The organism is Microbacterium sp. NPDC076895 (genome assembly GCF_040687115.1).
Lineage (GTDB): Bacteria > Actinomycetota > Actinomycetes > Actinomycetales > Microbacteriaceae > Microbacterium.
In genome coordinates this window covers 315,565-330,634 of record NZ_JBFBMQ010000002.1, presented here as the reverse complement: position 1 = coordinate 330,634, position 15,070 = coordinate 315,565, and the positions used below count along the sequence as shown (strand labels likewise).

The 15,070-nt window shown below is 67.6% G+C and carries 18 protein-coding genes; 5 read left to right on the top strand and 13 right to left on the bottom strand.

The genetic code is table 11. From position 1 onward, the window contains the following. Positions 1 to 91 precede the first annotated feature (91 nt). Complete coding sequence (locus AB0O89_RS03290) at positions 92 to 1,066, bottom strand: Gfo/Idh/MocA family oxidoreductase (protein ID WP_363494119.1); 975 nt, start codon at positions 1,064 to 1,066, stop codon at positions 92 to 94. A 60-nt stretch (positions 1,067 to 1,126) separates the two neighbouring features. Between AB0O89_RS03290 and AB0O89_RS03285 the strand changes: the two genes are divergently transcribed. Then, positions 1,127 to 1,441: an NIPSNAP family protein gene (locus AB0O89_RS03285; RefSeq protein ID WP_363494117.1), complete on the top strand. Its 315-nt coding sequence runs from the start codon at positions 1,127 to 1,129 to the stop codon at positions 1,439 to 1,441. A 51-nt stretch (positions 1,442 to 1,492) separates the two neighbouring features. Here AB0O89_RS03285 and cynS read toward each other — a convergent pair whose 3' ends face one another. The 6 genes from cynS to AB0O89_RS03255 all read right to left on the bottom strand — a co-directional run bounded on the left by cynS (position 1,493) and on the right by AB0O89_RS03255 (position 5,363). Continuing rightward, positions 1,493 to 1,936 carry a cyanase gene (cynS, locus tag AB0O89_RS03280; RefSeq protein ID WP_363494115.1) on the bottom strand — a complete coding sequence of 148 codons (444 nt, stop codon included), beginning with the start codon at positions 1,934 to 1,936 and terminating at the stop codon, positions 1,493 to 1,495. Further along, positions 1,936 to 2,643: a cysteine hydrolase gene (locus tag AB0O89_RS03275; protein ID WP_363494113.1), complete on the bottom strand. Its 708-nt coding sequence runs from the start codon at positions 2,641 to 2,643 to the stop codon at positions 1,936 to 1,938. Before AB0O89_RS03275 ends, cynS begins: the two co-directional genes overlap by 1 nt. A gap of 119 nt (positions 2,644 to 2,762) precedes the next feature. After that, positions 2,763 to 3,365 (bottom strand): TetR family transcriptional regulator C-terminal domain-containing protein, encoded by a 603-nt coding sequence (locus AB0O89_RS03270; RefSeq protein ID WP_363494111.1) that lies wholly within the window; start codon positions 3,363 to 3,365, stop codon positions 2,763 to 2,765. An 89-nt stretch (positions 3,366 to 3,454) separates the two neighbouring features. Then, positions 3,455 to 3,781 carry a thioredoxin family protein gene (locus AB0O89_RS03265; protein WP_363494109.1) on the bottom strand — a complete coding sequence of 109 codons (327 nt, stop codon included), beginning with the start codon at positions 3,779 to 3,781 and terminating at the stop codon, positions 3,455 to 3,457. Continuing rightward, positions 3,778 to 4,365: a hypothetical protein gene (locus tag AB0O89_RS03260; protein ID WP_363494106.1), complete on the bottom strand. Its 588-nt coding sequence runs from the start codon at positions 4,363 to 4,365 to the stop codon at positions 3,778 to 3,780. Before AB0O89_RS03260 ends, AB0O89_RS03265 begins: the two co-directional genes overlap by 4 nt. Positions 4,366 to 4,502: 137 nt before the next feature. Beyond that, positions 4,503 to 5,363, bottom strand: a complete 861-nt coding sequence (locus AB0O89_RS03255) for an exodeoxyribonuclease III (RefSeq protein WP_363494103.1) — start codon at positions 5,361 to 5,363, stop codon at positions 4,503 to 4,505. Positions 5,364 to 5,610: 247 nt separating this feature from the next. On the opposite strand from AB0O89_RS03255, the gene AB0O89_RS03250 reads away from it, so the two are divergent. Continuing rightward, the gene (locus AB0O89_RS03250; protein WP_300590431.1) at positions 5,611 to 6,009 is read left to right on the top strand and encodes a hypothetical protein; all 399 of its coding nucleotides are present in this window, start codon (positions 5,611 to 5,613) and stop codon (positions 6,007 to 6,009) included. A 23-nt stretch (positions 6,010 to 6,032) separates the two neighbouring features. Here AB0O89_RS03250 and pntB read toward each other — a convergent pair whose 3' ends face one another. After that, a complete protein-coding gene (pntB, locus tag AB0O89_RS03245) occupies positions 6,033 to 7,490 on the bottom strand; it encodes a Re/Si-specific NAD(P)(+) transhydrogenase subunit beta (RefSeq protein WP_363494100.1) in 1,458 nt (485 codons plus the stop codon). After that, positions 7,487 to 9,040, bottom strand: a complete 1,554-nt coding sequence (locus tag AB0O89_RS03240) for a Re/Si-specific NAD(P)(+) transhydrogenase subunit alpha (protein WP_363494098.1) — start codon at positions 9,038 to 9,040, stop codon at positions 7,487 to 7,489. The genes pntB and AB0O89_RS03240 overlap by 4 nt, the downstream gene beginning before the upstream one ends. A 193-nt stretch (positions 9,041 to 9,233) precedes the next feature. Between AB0O89_RS03240 and pyrE the strand changes: the two genes are divergently transcribed. Beyond that, entirely contained in the window at positions 9,234 to 9,827 is a 594-nt protein-coding gene (gene pyrE, locus AB0O89_RS03235; RefSeq protein ID WP_363494096.1) for an orotate phosphoribosyltransferase, read from the top strand. A 115-nt stretch (positions 9,828 to 9,942) separates the two neighbouring features. Here the strand turns inward: pyrE and AB0O89_RS03230 are convergent, their stop codons facing one another. Both AB0O89_RS03230 and AB0O89_RS03225 read right to left on the bottom strand, forming a co-directional pair. Continuing rightward, on the bottom strand, positions 9,943 to 10,515 hold the full coding sequence (locus tag AB0O89_RS03230; protein WP_363494094.1) for a YdeI/OmpD-associated family protein: 573 nt from the start codon (positions 10,513 to 10,515) through the stop codon (positions 9,943 to 9,945). Continuing rightward, the gene (locus AB0O89_RS03225; RefSeq protein ID WP_363494092.1) at positions 10,515 to 11,324 is read right to left on the bottom strand and encodes an HAD-IIA family hydrolase; all 810 of its coding nucleotides are present in this window, start codon (positions 11,322 to 11,324) and stop codon (positions 10,515 to 10,517) included. Before AB0O89_RS03225 ends, AB0O89_RS03230 begins: the two co-directional genes overlap by 1 nt. A 42-nt stretch (positions 11,325 to 11,366) precedes the next feature. Here AB0O89_RS03225 and AB0O89_RS03220 point away from each other — a divergent pair, with 42 nt between their 5' ends. After that, positions 11,367 to 12,314 carry an SDR family NAD(P)-dependent oxidoreductase gene (locus AB0O89_RS03220; protein WP_363494090.1) on the top strand — a complete coding sequence of 316 codons (948 nt, stop codon included), beginning with the start codon at positions 11,367 to 11,369 and terminating at the stop codon, positions 12,312 to 12,314. 10 nt (positions 12,315 to 12,324) lie between these two features. On the opposite strand, the gene AB0O89_RS03215 is transcribed toward AB0O89_RS03220, so the two are convergent. Further along, a complete protein-coding gene (locus tag AB0O89_RS03215; protein WP_363494088.1) occupies positions 12,325 to 12,960 on the bottom strand; it encodes a metal-dependent transcriptional regulator in 636 nt (211 codons plus the stop codon). A 34-nt stretch (positions 12,961 to 12,994) separates the two neighbouring features. Beyond that, entirely contained in the window at positions 12,995 to 14,305 is a 1,311-nt protein-coding gene (locus AB0O89_RS03210) for an Nramp family divalent metal transporter (RefSeq protein ID WP_363494086.1), read from the bottom strand. Between the two features lie 115 nt (positions 14,306 to 14,420). On the opposite strand from AB0O89_RS03210, the gene AB0O89_RS03205 reads away from it, so the two are divergent. Next, a complete protein-coding gene (locus AB0O89_RS03205) occupies positions 14,421 to 15,059 on the top strand; it encodes a TrmH family RNA methyltransferase (protein ID WP_363494084.1) in 639 nt (212 codons plus the stop codon). The last annotated feature ends 11 nt before the right edge of the window (positions 15,060 to 15,070 follow it).

Below are 15,070 nucleotides of genomic sequence, written 5' to 3'. Positions count from 1 at the left end.
GATCAACGACCACTGGGCATCCGACAGCAACTGGAATCGCGACACCATCCCAGACTCTCAGCCCGACCCCGAACTATTTATCAGACACGCCCTAGGTCGTCGTTGCGCGTGCCCGCTCGATCAGCTCGAGCGTCTGCGCGGTCAACAGCTGTTCGGCGCTCGGGTCTTCGCCTGCTGCGATCAGGGCGACGAACCGGTCGATCTCGCCGGCGAGCGGATGCGGGTCGCCGGGCACCTCGTGACGCGTCACGGTGCCATCGCGGTGGGTGAGCTCCACCACCCGCGGGGCGGCGATCTCGTCGATGACGAGCGTGGCATCCTCACCCTGGATCTCGCTCGCGAGCTGCGTCGTGCTGATCTTCGAGTAGCTCAGGTCGACGATCAACCCCGGGTACGAGGCCGTGATCGTTCCCGCACCCTCGACGCCGGAGGGGACGGGAACCACCGCCGTCGAAAGGCGATCCAGCATCCCGAAGTAACCCACCATGGCGTGCAGGCAGTAGACGCCGAGGTCGGCGAGCGCGCCGCCGCCGAGCGCGGGGTCGAACATGTTGACGCGCTCGCCCGCGAGCACGAGGTCGTAGCGCGACGACCGCTTCGCATACCGCAGCGATGCCAGGCGCAGCGTGCCGAGCTGCGGCAGCAGCGAGCGCACGAGCGCCGTGCCCGGGTCGTACTCGGTGCGCATCGCCTCGAGCAGCACGACGCCCGCATCCTGAGCCTGCGCGACGAGGTCGCGCCACTCCTGCGCGGTCAGCACAGCGGGCTTCTCGACGAGCACGTGCTTGCCGGCGGTGATCGCCGCCGCGACCTGCTCGGCGTGCACGCTGTTCGGGCTCGCGATGTACACGGCGTCGATCAGCGGGGAACCGAGCACCTCGTCGAGCGAGTCGCTCGACCAGTCGGCCCCGAATTCTGTGGCCGCTTCTGCCGCCCGGTCGGCATCACGCGAGTAGACGGCTTCGATCCGGATGCCGGTGGCCGCCGCGACGGCTTCGGCGAAGGACGCGCTGATGACGCTCGTGCCGATGACGGCGACGCGGATGGGGGTGTTGGCGTTGGTCACCGGACCAGCCTAGGCAAGGGAGACGCCCCCGGTGTCGAGCGAACCCCTACGCTGAGCCTCATGGCCACGACCTTCGTCATCGACTACACGATCGACCCAGCGAAGATGGAGGCTTTCGAGGCGTACGCCGACGAGTGGATGCGGCTGGTCGAGCGCGAGGGCGGCACTCACCACGGCTACTTCATGCCGTCCGAGGGCGCCAGCGATCGCGCCCTGGCCCTGTTCAGCTTCGACAGCCTCACGGCGTACGAACGCTATCGGGCGAACTTCGGCGTGGATCCCGAGTTCATCGCCGCCGATCGGCTGCGAGTCGATTCGGGCTGCGTGGTGCGCTGGGACCGCACGCTGATGCGCCCGCACCTTCCGTCCCGCTGACCATCGGCGCCGACCGTGGCCGCCGTCCGGCAGGGCGGCGGCCACGGTCGTTCAGTACTGCTTGTACGGCAGGTACTTTCCACTCATCTCGATCTTCACCCGGTCACCCGCAGGGTCGGGTTCGCGCGAGAGGTTCATCCTGAAGTCGATGGCGCTCATGATCCCGTCGCCGAACTCCTCGTGGATCAACTCCTTGAACGTCGTCCCGTAGACGCTGATCAATTCGTAGAAGCGGTAGATCAGAGGATCCGTGGGCACCTCGGTCGGCAGCGAGCCCTTGTACGGCACGGACTGCAGGATGCCGGCGGCATCCGGGGGCAGGTCGAACAGCTCGACCGCGATCGCCGCCTGCTCGGCGCTCATCGCCATCTGACCGAGGCACGCCGCCGTCGTCCACTCCTTGCTCAGCCCGAAGCGGTCGGCGACGACGGACCACGCGATGCCCGTGCGCAGCCGGGTCTGCACGATCCGCTCGGTGATGTCGTGACGGTCCATCAGCTGACGGCCAGTGCGCGGACGGTCTGCTCGGTCGTCCAGATCCCGTTGGCGAGGAAGCGGAAGTTGACGAGTGCCGCGAGATAGCCGTCACCCTCGGGTAGGCGTGGGCCGGCTGTCGCGTCCTTGACGACGACCACCTCGAAACCCTGCTCGACCAGTTCGCGCATGTGTCCCTCGAGGCAGAGGTTCGCCGCCATCCCCGCGAGCAGCACCTGTGAGACACCGCGCTTGCGGAGTTGGAGGACGAGATCGTTCGACTCAGGGCCGACGATCTTGTGCGGGGATACGATGACGGTCCGACCATCGTGGAGATGATCGTGGTACACCGGCAGGAAGTCGGCTCCAGAGCCTGCGAATCCCTCGGTGGTCAGCGCGCCGGTGCGGCCGAACATGCCGACCGCCTGCATGAACTGCTCGAGCGGGTCGCCGAACGTCCACGTCTTGTCTGTCGGGTAGAAGTAGTGCGGCGAGACGGCGACCACGATCCCCGCGGCCTTCGCCGCATCGAGCAGCTGCGAGATGTGCGCAACGGTGTCGTTCTCGGTGATGCTCTCGCCGAACACCGGCCATGACACCCCCGCGGGGCTGAGGAAGTCGATCTGCGGGTCGGTGAGCACGAGCGCTGCGCGGCTGAGGTCGAGCTCGAATCCGGAGTGCGGGAGAGCAGGCGTCGCCGGCTCGGCGTAGATGTCGACGGTGGTCATGGTGGTCCCTTCGGTGCGGAGTGGATCCCGCTCGGTGAGCGTGATTGCGAACATAGCCGACCGGTCGTCTATATATCCATACGGCGAGGCGACCTTTTACACGCCCGAAACGCGCCCGCTCAGGTGGTGGGGATGCCGAGCAGTGCGGGAAGAGTCGAAACCTCGAACCGGACATAGGGGTCGCGGCTGCGACTGACCTTGCCTCTCAGCGCGGCGCCCTCCCAGGCCTCGACGATCACCGCGGCGAGCTCGACCGCAGATCTCTTCGTTGCGATCGATCCGCCCGCCTGCCCTGCCGCCACGCACGAAGCGATCGCCGCGTCCCACCGATCAAGGATTCTCAGCAGTTCGGCGCGCGCAGGATCGCTCGACCCGCCCACTTCGAGCGCCATACGGCCGATCATGCAGCCGAGTACGAAGTCGTGCGACTCATGCTCATCGGCAAGGGCGCGGAAGAAGTTCGCGATGCGCGCCGTCGGCTCGACGTCCGATTCTGCCAGCAGAGGCAGCAGGTCTCGCTCGATCGGATCCCAGTAGAACGTCAGCACCTCGGCCGACAGCGCCTCCTTGCTGGGGAAGTACGAGTAGAACGAGCCTTTCGGCACGCCCGCGGCGTCGGTGATGTCCTTGACGCCCGCGCCCGCGAACCCGTCACGGTGCATGAGTTCAAGGCCCGCGCGCAGAAGACGGCGGCGGACATCCGGGTTGGACGGTCGAGGCATGGGCATAGGATAGCCGACCGACCGTCTTGTCTCGGATGCCGAGGCAGACCTCGGGTCGACGCGGAGCAACCGCGCCGACCCGGGAACCGTCAGCGGGCAGCGGCCTCCGACATCCGCTCGATCAGGTCGTTCGGCATGACGAAGCCGTTCGTCCGCGTCTTCTCGACGCCATCCTGGTAGAGCAGGATCGTCGGGGTGCCGCGCACGCCGAACTCGTCGGCGATGCCGTCGATCGCCTCGACGTTGATCGCGTTGAACGACCAGTCGTCGTGCTCGCCGGCCATCCGTTCGAGAATCGGTCGCAGCGATCGGCAGGGAGCGCAGTGCGTCCCCCACATCTCGACGAGCACGTGCGGCGAGCCGGCGATCGCCTCGTGCACCTGCTGCGAGCTGGTGAGTTCGGCGACGCCTGTCACGCGAGCGCCACCTCACGGTAGGACATGCCGGGCGTGAGGTACTCGGTGTCGGGCTCGGCGTCCATCTGCATCGTGATGTTGAACTTGTTGCCCCAGTTGAAGATGCCCGACGCGAAGACGAGCTCGACGATCTCCTCGTCGCTGAAGACGCCGGTCAGCTTGGTCCAGAACTTCGCGTCGACGGTGTGCGGGTCCAAGGCGATGCGCTCGGCGAACTGGATGGCGACCGCCTCGCGCTCGGTGAGGACGTCCGACGGCTCGGGCTGGTGCTCGAGCATCGCGTGCTCCTTGGTCTGCACCGTCTCTTTGACGCCCTGCGTGCGCACGGCCATGCAGTAGGCGCAGTCGTTGATCTGGCCGGTCTTCAGGCGCATCAGCTCGTAGATGTGCGGCTCGACCAGGCCGTTGGCGAAGAACGCCTCGAACGTCGGCACGATGGCCTTGAGCAGCTCGGGGCGATGGGCGATCGTGCCGAACATGGCAGGGTCGGCCCACCACCCGCCGGCCTCGACTCCGGCGAGGATCTCATTGACACGGGCGTCGGGGCTCTGGCCCGCCCGGAGGGGCTTGATACGTGTGCTCATCGTTGTGCTCCATCTCGATCAACGACCACTGGGCATCCGACAGCAACTGGAATCGCGACACCATCCCAGACTCTCAGCCCGACCCCGAACTATTTATCAGACACGCCCTAGGCGCCGGGCACCTCGGTGGGGCCGCGTCAGCCGAAGATCATCGGACGGTCATCGTCCTGGTCGTCTTCCCCCGGCGACAGCCGTGCCCGGTCGAGATCCACGACCACGGGGACGTGATCGCTCGGCGCCTCACCCTTGCGCTCGTTGCGATGGATGGCGGCATCCGTCACGGCGTCCGCGAGTGCGCGTGAGCCGAGGATGAAGTCGATCCGCAGACCCTCGTTCCGGGGGAACCGCAGCTGCTTGTAGTCCCAGTAGGTGAATCCCGTCGGAACCAAGGGTCTGACGACGTCGGCGAGCCCCGCCTGCTCGAGAGCGGTGAAGGCCTCGCGCTCGGGGGCCGAGACATGGGTCGAGAATCCTTCAACGATCGCGGGGTCGCCGTTGTCGGCATCCGTCGGGGCGATGTTGAAGTCGCCGACCAGGGCCAGCGGCAGGTCGGGGGTCGCAGCCAGGGTGCTGGCGGTGTACTGGCGGAGCGCCTCGAGCCAGTGGAGCTTGTAGACGTAGTGGGGGTCTTCGAGGGCGCGGCCGTTGGGGACGTAGAGGCTCCAGACACGCACGCCGTCGATGGTCGCCCCGATTGCGCGGGCTTCTTGCGGAGCATCCGGACCCTCGTGCCCCTTGGCGAAGCCGGGCATCCCGGCGAAGGCGGTCTCGACCTCGGTCGGGCGGGAGCGGCTGGCGATTGCGACACCGTTCCACTGCGAGAACCCGTGGGCCTCGACGTGGAAGCCCGCCTGCTCGAACTGCTCGAACGGGAACTGCTCGACCTTGCACTTGATCTCTTGCATCGCCAGCACGTCGATGTCTTCACGCACCGCGAAGTCGACGATCCGGTCGACCCGGGCGCGGACGGAGTTCACGTTCCAGGTGGCAAGGCGCATGATCTCAGCCTAGAGTCGCCCGCCGACCTCGCCCGCTTCGCGACGCGGGCTCCGGGGCGGGGTGTGGCTAACTCCTGAGTTCCGGGCCCGACGCCGGGTCGTGTCGGCGTGAGGATGCTGTGCGCCAGCCGAGTGTGCGGAGTTAGCGACGGCGCCGGCACGGGAGGCAGGGAATTGATCCGGCCCCCTCCGCTGCCTGGACCCAGATCGAGGCGTAGCGTGCGGTCCATGGTCGGCTCGCGGTGGGGTGTCGATATCGCTTCAGGTTGTCGCCTGGTTCAACCTCGCATCCGCGCTGCTGGGCATGGCGGGTCTCACCCTCGGTTTCATGCCCATCCCGACGGAGTGGATCGAGGGTTCGGTCTTCACGTCGTACGTGTGGCCTGGCGTCATCCTCGGGGTCGTCGTCGGTGGGTCGCAGGCGCTCGCGCTTGCGGCGCAGTACGGCAGGTATCGACTGGCCGCTGGCATGCACGCGGCGGCGGGGCTCATCATGATGATCTGGATCTTCGTCGAGATCGCCATCATGCTCGTGTGGTCGCCGCTCCACGGCATTTACTTCGCAACCGGCCTCATTCAGACCACACTCGCAGTGCTCGCACTCGGCGCCTGGCCCCGCCCGTTCCTCGCCCGCAGTCCCCGCTGACGCCGCAGAAACGGATGCTGCGCCTACAGCTCCCGCAGGATCTGCTCGACCTTCTCCTTCGCGTCGCCGAAGAGCATCTGGGCGTTCTCGCGGAAGAACAGTGGATTCTGCACGCCCGCGTAGCCCGAGGCCATCGACCGCTTGAAGACGATGACGTTGTCGGCCTCCCACACCCGTAGCACCGGCATCCCGGCGATCGGGCTGCCCGGGTCCTCGGCGGCGGCGGGGTTGACGGTGTCGTTCGCGCCGATGACGAGCACGACGGATGTCTCACCGAAGTCGTCGTTGATCTCGTCCATCTCGAACACGATGTCGTACGGCACCTTGGCCTCGGCCAGCAGCACGTTCATGTGCCCGGGAAGGCGTCCCGCGACGGGATGGATGCCGAACCTCACGTCCACGCCGCGTTCGCGCAGCTTCGCCGTGAGCTCGGCTACGGGGTATTGCGCCTGGGCGACAGCCATGCCGTAGCCCGGGGTGATGATGACGCGGTCCGCCTCGGCGAGGAGCTCGGCAGCGCCGGTGACGTCGATCTCGCGGTGTTCGCCGGTCTCGGCATCCGTCGACTTCGGTGCCTCGATCCCGAACCCGCCGGCGATAACGGAGATGAACGAACGGTTCATGGCGCGGCACATGATGTACGACAGGTAGGCGCCGGAGGAGCCGACGAGCGCGCCCGTCACAATGAGCAGGTCGTTGCTGAGGATGAAGCCTGCCGCCGCGGCGGCCCAACCGGAGTAGCTGTTGAGCATTGAGACGACTACGGGCATGTCGCCGCCGCCGATCGAGGCGACGAGGTGCCAGCCGAGCAGCAGCGCGAGGACCGTCACGACGATCAGCAACCACAGGTCGGGCGTGATGACGTACCAAACCGTCAGGCCGACGAAAGCGACCAGGGCGCCGAGGTTGAGGGCGTTCTTGCCCGGCAGCATGAGCGGCTTCGACGAGATGCGAGCCGACAGCTTCAGGAACGCGACGATCGACCCCGTGAAGGTCACGGCACCGATGAACACGCCGATGAAGACCTCCGCATGATGGATGCCGAGCAGAGCCCCGTCGATCTCGCCAGGGTCGAGCGCGCCGTTCCACCCCACGATGACCGCCGCGAGGCCGACGAAGCTGTGCAGAAGCGCGATGAGCTCGGGCATCCCGGTCATTTCGACAACGCGTGCGCGCCACAGCCCGATCGATCCGCCGATCAGCACCGCGACCAACAGCAACGTGAGCCCGATCGTGGCCTGCGGCTGCCCCCACAGCTGCTCGACCGTGAGCCAGATCGTCGCGGCGATCGCGATGACCATTCCCGCGATGCCGAAGAGCACGCCACGGCGGGCTGTCTCGTGCTTGCTGAGCCCGTGCAGGCTCAGGATGAACAGCAGCGCAGCAACGAGGTAGGCGGCCCCCGCGACGGATGCCGCAACTGACGCGCTCGCGGCGGACACTGACGCACCGCTGTGGAGAAGGATCGATGCGGCGCTCATCGGGTCTCACCTTTCGAGTCGGTGCCCTTGGAAAACATGGCGAGCATTCGGCGGGTCACCGCGAAGCCTCCGAAGATGTTGATGCTGGCGAGAAGCACCGCGACGGCGGCGAGAATCTGAACGATGAGCTCCCCGGATGCCAGCTGGAGCATCGCGCCGACGACGATGATGCCCGAGATGGCATTCGTGACGCTCATGAGCGGCGTGTGGAGGGCGTGATGCACCTTCCCGATCACGAAGAAGCCGATGATGATCGACAGGACCAGCACCGTGAAGTGCTGCGGGATCGGAGCCGGCGCGACCGCGGTCACGACGAACAGCAGTACCGCCGCAGCGCCGAGAAGCGCCGGGGTGCGCCATGCTGGCGCCTTCTTGGGTTCGGGTTTCACGGCAGTCGCGGCCGCGGCCGGCGCCGGCGCGGCCGAGACCTGCACGGGCGGTGGAGGCCAGGTCGATTCGCCATCGCGCACGATCGTTACCCCACGCTGCACGATGTCATCGAAGTCGATCGTGAGCTGGCCATCTTTGCCGGGAGTCAGCAGCGCAATCAGGTTGTACACGTTCGTGGAGTACAGCTGCGAGGCCTGCGCGGGGAGCCTCCCCGCGAGATCCGTGTAGCCGAGGATCGTGACGCCGTTCTCGGTCACGACACGCTCGCCCGCCACGGACCCCTCGACGTTTCCGCCCTGCGCCGCCGCCATGTCGACGATGACGCTCCCTGGCTTCATCTGCGCGACATCGGATGCCGTGATCAGTCGAGGCGCTGCGCGACCCGGTATGAGCGCTGTCGTGATGATGATGTCGACATCCGAGGCCTGCTCGGTGTAGATCTCGGCCGCGCGCCGATCGTAGGCCTCGCTCGTCGCCTTGGCGTACCCGTCGGAAGACTCCATGACCTCGTCGACTTCGACGGGGAGGTACTCCCCACCGACCGACTTCACCTGGTCGGCGACCTCGGGCCGCGGGTCGGTAGCGCGAACGATCGCGCCGAGGCTCGCCGCCGTGCCGATCGCGGCGAGTCCCGCGACCCCGGCCCCAGCGACCAGCACCTTTGCCGGTGGCACCTTTCCGGCCGCTGTCACCTGACCGGTGAAGAAGCGGCCGAACTCGTGTGCTGCCTCGACGACGGCGCGGTACCCCGAGATGTTCGCCATCGAACTCAGGACATCCATCGACTGCGCACGAGATATGCGCGGAACGGCATCCAACGAAAGTGCGGTGATCCCGCGGGTCGTGAGGGACTCCCGAACCTCGGGTCGGAACGCCGGCGCGAGCATGCCGATCAGGGTTGCGCCATCTCGAAGCAACGCCACATCGTCCGGGGTTGGCGAAGTGACCGTCACGACGATGTCTGCGCCCCACGCGCCGGCACGGTCGCTCACCTCGGCCCCGGCATCCGTGTACGCCGCATCGGGGAACGAGGATGCCGCACCGGCTCCTGCCTCCACGACCACCTCGTATCCGAGCGTGATCAACCGAACGACCGTGGGCGGGGTGAGGGCGACGCGAGTCTCGCCACTTCTCTCCGCGACGATGCCGATGCGGGCCATGTGCGCACTCCCTTGTTCCTTGCGTGCGGGTTCCGCGAACGGGCCTGACTCTATCGGCGAGCTCGACGCGGCTTCGGGACCATCGTCCTCGGCGATGAGGCGCGGCCCGAGCTACACCAATCTAGAAGCCCCCCGCCACACCCTGCTCATGGATGTCACGGAAACATTGCTCGTTCTTTCCTAGACTCGGGCTGTGACCGCTTCCTCCACGCCCGAACTCGAAGCCGACCGCCAGGCGCTCATCGCCCTCATCGGCGCCGAGGCTGTTTTCCATGGCGACTTCACCCTGTCCAGCGGCAAGAAGGCCTCGTACTACGTCGACATGCGCAAGCTCACGCTCGACCACCGGGCGGCTCCCGCGATCGGCCGGATCATGCTCGACCTCGTCCGCACCGGGCTGGGAACGGATGCCGACACCGTTGTCGCGGTCGGAGGACTCACGCTCGGTGCCGACCCGATCGCGAACGCCGTGATGCACGCGTCAGTCGACACCGACCACCCGCTCGACGCGTTCGTCGTGCGCAAGGAACCCAAGGACCACGGCCGGGGCCGTCAGGTTGAGGGAGCGGATGTCGTGGGTAAGCGCGTCGTCGTGCTCGAAGACACCTCGACGACGGGGCAGTCAGCGCTCAAGGCTGTCGAGGCGCTGCGGCGCGAGGGCGCCGAGCCGATCGCCGTCGCGGTGATCGTCGACCGCAAGACCGGCGCGCAGCAGGCGATCGAGGATGCCGGGCTCACCTGGCTCGCGGCGATCGACCTCGACGACCTCGGCCTCGCCCCGCAGTAGCCTCAGTCCTCGTCGCGGTCACCGCGACTGCGCCACCACTGCCATACCGCGACGACGAGGGCACCGCTGATGATGATCAGCGACGTCCACAGCAGCAGTGACTGTTCGACCTCGTTCACGGGCGCTTCCCCTCCGCCGCGCCGGCGACGATCTTCGCGATGCGCGCCGCGCGGGTCTCGGGGCGCTTGGCCAGAGCGATCTGCTGCAGGCCGTACTTGCGGGCCGAGATCGGGAAGGCATCCCAGTTCGCGCGCGCCGCGGGGTTCGCATCCAGGGCCGAGGCCAGATCATCCGGATCGATACCGGCCTCTGCCTCGTCCAGTACGGTCCAGGTTCCGTTGGCCTTGGCGACCTCAACCGCACGGATGCCGGCCTCTGCCAGGAGCCCCTGTTCTTCCAAGAGTGCGATCCGGGCCTTGTTCGTCGCCGCCCACCCGCTGGCCGGCCGCCGGGGCGCAAACCACAGCCCGCTGCGTTTCTCGTCGAACACGCGCACGGGCCCGTCGATCCAACCGAAGCACAGGGCCTGGAGGATCGAGTCCTCGTACTCGACGAAGGTCAGCCCCGATCCCGGCCGTGCGCGCACCAGCCATGCGCCTTTCGAGGTTGCGTGATTGGCCTCGAGCCAGACGCGCCAGGTCGCGGCATCCGTCGCTTCAACGCGCTCGCCGTCGTCGAGGGCTCCCATCAGAGCACCTCGGGCATCTCCGACTCTTCGGGCTCCGCGGGCAGGAGCTCGGCGATCGAGTCCAGGATCTCGTCGGGACGGAACGGGAAGCGTTCGATCTCGGCAGGGTCACTGATGCCGGTGAGCACCAGCACAGTGTGAAGACCCGCCTCGATGCCCGCGACGACGTCGGTGTCCATCCGGTCGCCGATCATCCCTGTCGATTCCGAGTGCGCGCCGATGCGGTTCAGTGCCGAGCGGAACATCATCGGATTGGGCTTCCCCACGACGTACGGCTCTTTGCCCGTGGCTTTCGTGATCAAGGCCGTGATGGCGCCGGTGGCGGGCAGGATGCCGTCAGCTGACGGCCCGGTGGCGTCGGGATTGGTCGCGATGAACCTCGCGCCGTTGGCGATCGCCCGGATGGCCTTCGTGATCGCCTCGAACGAGTAGTTGCGGGTCTCGCCGACGACGACATAGTCGGGGTCGGTCTCGGTCATGATGAATCCGGCCTCGTGTAGCGCGGTCGTCAGACCCGCTTCGCCGATGACAAACGCCGAGCCACCGGGAGCCTGACCGCGCAGAAAGTCGGCAGTCGCCAGTGCCGAGGTCCAGATCGCCTCTTCGGGCACGACGAGACCGGATGCGCGCAGCCGGGCGCTCAGATCCCGCGGCGTGAAGATCGAGTTGTTCGTCAGGACGAGGAAGGGCACTCCCTGCTCGCGCCAGCCCTCGATCACCTCCGCCGCGCCGGGAACAGGGATGTTCTCGTGGACGAGCACGCCGTCCATATCGGTGAGCCAGCATTCCACGTCTGCTCGGGTCCGCATGGCCACAGCGTATCCCGCGCGGGGAGGTCTAGTGTCGATCACGTGACGCGCAGGCGGTGGGATCCCGAGTCGCTGCCCGACCTTTCCGGGCAGTCCTACCTCGTGACGGGCTCCAACGCCGGCCTCGGCTACTTCGCGAGTGAGCAACTGGCCAGGGCCGGAGCGCACGTCATCATGTCGGGCCGCAATCCCAAGCGCCTCTCGGCCGCCCGGGCGACGCTTGCCGGGCGTGTACCGGGGGCCGACATCGAATCCCTCATCATTGACACCGCCAAGCCTGGATCGATCCGATCCGCAGCGGCATCCCTGCGCACGCGCGGACCGCTGGATGGGGTGTTGCTGAACGCCGGAGTCGTGCATCCGCCCCGACGCCGCGAAACGACCTCCGACGGGGCTGAGGTCGTGCTCGCCACGAACGCCCTCGGGCACTTCGCGCTCGCAGGCGAATTGCTTGTGCCGCTCGCGCGGTCGGGCGGCCGCATGGTGTGGCTGGGCAGCATGTCGATCTCGCTCACGCCCTATGACCCGGTCGATCTGCAGCTGACCGAGAACTACTCGGGTTGGCGGGCGTACGTGCAGTCGAAGGTTGTGACAACGGCCCTCGGGTTGGAGGCCGACCGCCGCCTGCGTGAGCACGGCGTTCCGGTCGACAGTGTTGTCGTTCACCCGGGCTACTCGACGAGCGGGCGCACCATCGGTCTGCACGGCGTGAACCAACCCAGCAAGATCACACGGTTCGTCGATAATCTGCAGACGCCGTTCACGCAGTCCAAGGAGCACGGCGCGTGGCCTCTCGTGCGGGCACTGGCCGACCCGTCGATCGCCGGTGGGCAGTTCTGGGGGCCGCGCTATCTCGTCAAGGGCGATCCTCGGCGAGCGCGGCTGCCGAAGATCGTGCGCGACCCCGAACGCCTCGCGCGCATCTGGGACGCCTGTGAAGCAGCGACCCGAACCCGGTGGCCGTTCGCGGCGGCATCCGTCGCCCGCTGACGAACAGGGCTCAGGCGCTGAGCCAGATAGCCTCGGGCGCCGTCAACGGCAGGGTCACGTCCTGGCCGTCCACCTCGAGGACGGCGGGTCCGCGGACGCACACGACGCTTCCCACGTCGACGGATGCCGCATCCAAGGCCTCGAGCAGGCCCGGGACGCGATCCGAGACCCGAAGCACCCGCCCACAGTGTCCGAGCGGAGCGTCGGCGAGAAGCACGAACGGCTCACGAGTCACGGTGCCTTCGGCATCCGGGATGGCGTCGCCGTGCGGATCGAAACGGGGTCTCCCGAGGCGCTCGTCGATGCCGTCGAGGAGGCGATCGCTGATGGCGTGTTCGAGAATCTCGGCCTCTTCGTGCACGTCAGCCCACGTGTACCCGAACTCGCGCACCAGCCAGGTCTCGATGAGGCGGTGGCGACGGATGATGGCGGCCGCGCGGTGCTCGCCGGCCGCGGTGAGCGAGATCGGTCCGTACGGGCGGTGGGTCACGAGCCCTTGCGCGGCCAGCTTGCGAACCATCTCGGTCACGCTCGAGGGTGCGAGTCCGAGCTCGGACGCGAGCTGCGACGGCGTGATCCGCTCGGTCTGCCACTCCGTGTGGTGGTAGATCGTCTTCAGGTAGTCGTCGACGGCCGCGGAGGACATGTCGAAACCCTACCCGTCGCGCCGACGAGCTCGATTACGTGCCGGTGAAGACCAGCCACAGCAGCACCAGGTTGAGGGTGATCAACAGCGCTGCCGACACCACGCCCAGGATCGTGGTGGCGAGTCGGTTGCGGAACGGGCCGAGAACGCTGCGCCGTGCGGTGATCCAGACGAGGGGAACCAGCGCGAAGGGGATGCCGAACGAGAGCACGACCTGGCTGAGGACGAGCGCGAAGGTCGGGTCGACGCCGAATCCGAGGATCAGCAGAGCGGGCACGAGGGTGACCAGGCGTCGGATGACGAGCGGGACCCGGATGCGGAGCAGCCCGCTCATGATCTCGGCGCCGGCGTACGCCCCGACGGCTGTCGAGGCGAGTCCGCTCGCGAGCAGTCCGACGGCGAAGAGCGTCGCGATGATCGGCCCGAGCCCGTCGCGGAGCGCAGCGTACGCGCCCTCGAGCGAGTCGGTGCCGGGAACGCCCGCAAGGTTCGCCGCGGCCAGCAGCAGGATGCACAGGTTCACGGTCCCCGCGATGACCATGGCGATCGTGACGTCCCAGCGAGTGGCGGTCAGCAGCCGCCTCGTCGAGACGCCGCGTCCTGATTCGAGGCCGGCTGCCGCTGAGCCGAACGTGAAGGGCTGCGCCGTGGCGATCGGCGCAAACCGGTCGCGGCTGAGGGCCGAGTGTGCGTAGATCGCGTGCGGCATGACGGTTGCCCCGAGGATGGATGCCGCGAGCAGGACCGAATCGGCGCCCTCGAATCGAGGCACGAGACCGGCGACGATTCCGGCGGGGTCGGGTGGTGCGACGAACACCCCTGCCGTGAACCCCACGGCGATGAGGACCACGAGTCCTATGACGATGACCTCGAAAGGCCGGGCGCCCCGTCGTGACTGCACGATCAGGAGCCCCAGCGAGACGATGCCCGTGATCACCCCGCCCCACAGCAGGGGGATGCCGAACAGCAGGTTCAGGGCCACGGCACCGCCGATGACCTCGGCGATGTCGGTTGCCATTGCGACAAGCTCTGCCTGCAGCCAGTACAGGCGCCGCCCCCACGCGCTGCGGATGCGCCCCCCGAGCGCCTGAGGCAGGCTCTCCCCGGTGACCACACCGAGCTTTGCCGAGAGGTACTGGATGAGCCAGGCCATGACGTTGGCGACCACGACGACCCACACCAGCAGGTACCCGTAGCGAGCGCCGGCTGTCATGTTGCTGGCCACGTTGCCGGGGTCGAGGTAGGCGACTCCGGCAACCATAGCCGGGCCGAGGAGCCACACCAGCCGGGGGCCGCGCGCCGGTGCCGAGACCGGGGATGTGAGCGCTGGCGACGTCTTCGGCATACCGAAATCCTACTAATTTTTCGGGTCACCGAAAAGACGGATGCAGGGCACGAGGCGGGCACAGCCATCCGGCTCCGGCCCCGGAGTCGCACCGCGGTCGGATAGATTGCTCGACGTGCAGGACGAGACCGACACGGGGAATGAGCCAGAACTCTCCCACGGCGTCGGGCCCTGGCCGGGCGGAGAAGCGGAGTGGCCGGACGATCCGCGTCTAGACCCCGACCTCCTCGCCGGAGGCGACCGGCGAAACGTCGTCGACCGCTACCGGTACTGGCGGATGGACGCGATCGTCGCCGACCTCGACGAGCGGCGGCATCCGTTTCACGTGGCCATCGAGAACTGGCAGCACGACCTCAACATCGGGTCCATCGTCCGCAGCGCCAACGCCTTCCTCGCGGCGGAAGTGCACATCATCGGGCGCCGCCGCTGGAACAAGCGCGGCGCAATGGTCACCGACCGCTACCAGCACGTCCGTCACCATGAGGATGTCGCGGCCTTCGCTGCCTGGGCCGACGCGGCGAACCTTCCCGTGATCGCGATCGACAACGTTGAGGGCTCGCGGCCGCTGCCCGAGGCGGACCTCCCCCAGACGTGCGTCCTGCTGTTCGGTCAGGAAGGGCCCGGGCTCTCGGCAGAGGCGCTGGCAGCGGCATCCGTCAGCGTCGAGATTGCGCAGTACGGGTCCACGCGCTCGATCAACGCCGCTGCGGCCGCCGCGGTCGTGATGTACGAGTGGTGCCGTCGCTGGGCGTGACCGATGCTTCA